The sequence below is a fragment of the Endozoicomonas sp. SESOKO4 genome, from assembly GCF_024606275.1.
Window position 1 is genome coordinate 1 of the sequence record NZ_JAHHPS010000432.1, and the last position, 1,333, is coordinate 1,333.

The following is a 1,333-nucleotide window of genomic DNA, read 5'->3' on the forward strand; positions in this document are numbered from 1 at the left end:
CGGAATGGAAAGACAAGGATGGCGAGTTCAGTATGGAGCTGTTCCGCTCCTTCTCGTCTATGAACCATTGCAAAGGCATGCTCAAACATGAGCAAGTGAAAGAAGTGCTAGGCTGGCCGGAATGGAAAGACAAGGATGGCGCGTTCAATATGAAGCTGTTCCGCGCCTTCTCGTCCATGAAACGTAGTAATGGCATGCTCAAACACGAGGAAGTGAAAGAGGTGCTGGGCTGGCCGGAATGGAAAAACAAGGATGGCGCGTTCAATATGGAACTGTTCCGCACCTTCTCATCCATGAATCACGACAAAGACATACTCAACCATGAGGAAGTGAAAGAAGTGCTGGGCTGGCCGGAATGGAAGAACAAGAGTGGCGAGTTCAACATGGAACTATTCCGCGCTTTTTCATCCATGAATAGTAGTAAAGGCATGCTCAAACATAAGGACGTGAAAGAGATACTGGGCTGGCCGGAATGGAAAGACAAGAATGGCGAGTTCAATATGGAGCTATTCCGCTCCTTCTCGTCCATGAATAATTGCAGGGGCATGCTCGAACATGAAAAAGTGAAAGAGGTGCTGAACTGGCCGGAATGGAAAGACAAGAATGACGAGTTCAGTATGGAACTGCTCCGGGCTTTCTCGTCCATGTACAACAAAAAAGGCACACCCAAACATCAGGAAGTGAAAGAGGTGCTGAGCTGGCCGGAATGGAAAGATAAGAATAACGAGTTTAGAAATGGGCTGTTCCGCGTTTTCTCGTCCATGAATCACAGCAAAGGCCTGTTCAAACATGAGGAAGTGAAAGAGGTGCTGAGCTGGCCGGAATGGCAAGACAAGGATGCCGGGTTCAGTATGGAGCTGCTCCGAGCCTTCTCATCCATGAATCATGGCAAAGGCATGCCCAAACATGAGCAAGTGAAAGAGGTGCTGGGCTGGCTGGAATGGCAAGACAAGGATGCCGGGTTCAGTATGGAGCTGTTCCGCGCCTTTTCGTCCATGAATAATGGCCAAGGCATGCTCAATAATAAGGAAGTTAAAGAGGTGCTGGACTGGCCGGAATGGAAGGACAAAAATGGCGAGTTCAATATGGAGCTTTTCCGCGCCATTTCGTCGATGAATCATAGCAAAGGCATGCTCAAGCATGAGCAGGTGAAAGAGGTGCTGGGCTGGCCGGAATGGAAAGACAAGGATGGCGACTTCAGTATGGCGCTGTTCCGCTCCTTTTCGTCTATGAACCATTCCAAAGGCATGCTCAAACGTGAGCCAGTGAAAGAGGTCTTGGGCTGGCCGGAATGGAAAGACAAGGATGGCGAGTTCAGCATGGAGCTGTTCCG

Annotated in this window: 1 protein-coding gene; it reads left to right on the forward strand. The window is 49.6% G+C overall.

Annotated features, from left to right (window positions below):
* A partial coding sequence (locus KDK16_RS08615) for a hypothetical protein (RefSeq protein WP_257275620.1) occupies positions 1-1,333 on the forward strand: 1,333 nt, incomplete at both ends.